This window comes from Nocardia jinanensis, from assembly GCF_014645735.1.
Taxonomy (GTDB): domain Bacteria; phylum Actinomycetota; class Actinomycetes; order Mycobacteriales; family Mycobacteriaceae; genus Nocardia; species Nocardia jinanensis.
The window spans coordinates 1-709 of the sequence record NZ_BMMH01000067.1; the positions used below are offsets into that span (position 1 = coordinate 1).

The 709-nt window shown below is 68.4% G+C and carries 1 protein-coding gene; it reads left to right on the forward strand.

Annotated elements, in window-relative coordinates; all coding sequences use genetic code 11:
• Window positions 1-709: hypothetical protein (locus tag IEY68_RS35870; RefSeq protein ID WP_189094736.1), on the forward strand; the 709-nt coding region annotated here is incomplete at both ends.

Genomic DNA, 709 nt, shown 5'->3' on the forward strand with positions numbered 1-709 from the left:
CGGAGCGTTCGCCGGAGCATTGGCCGGAGCATTGGCCGGAGCGTTCGCCGGAGCGTTCGCCGGAGCGTTCGCCGGAGCATTGGCCGGAGCGTTCGCCGGAGCATTGGCCGGAGCATTGGCCGGAGCGTTCGCCGGAGCATTGGCCGGAGCGTTCGCCGGAGCATTGGCCGGAGCGTTCGCCGGAGCGTTCGCCGGAGCGTTCGCCGGCGGATTGGTGTTCGCAGGCGGATTGGTGTTCGCAGGCGGGTTCGTGTTCGCAGGCGGATTGGTGTTCGCCGGCGGGTTCGTGTTCGCCGGCGGATTGGTGTTCGCCGGCGGATTGGTGTTCGCAGGCGGATTGGTGTTCGCAGGCGGATTGGTGTTCGCCGGCGGGTTCGTGTTCGCCGGCGGGTTCGTGTTCGCCGGCGGGTTCGTGTTCGCAGGCGGGTTCGTGTTCGCCGGCGGATTGGTGTTCGCCGGCGGATTGGTGTTCGCAGGCGGATTGGTGTTCGCAGGCGGGTTCGTGTTCGCCGGCGGGTTCGTGTTCGCCGGCGGGTTCGTGTTCGCCGGCGGGTTCGTGTTCGCCGGCGGGTTCGTGTTCGCCGGCGGATTGGTGTTCGCAGGCGGGTTCGTGTTCGCAGGCGGATTGGTGTTCGCCGGCGGATTGGTGTTCGCCGGCGGGTTCGTGTTCGCAGGCGGGTTCGTGTTCGCCGGCGGATTGGTGTTCGCA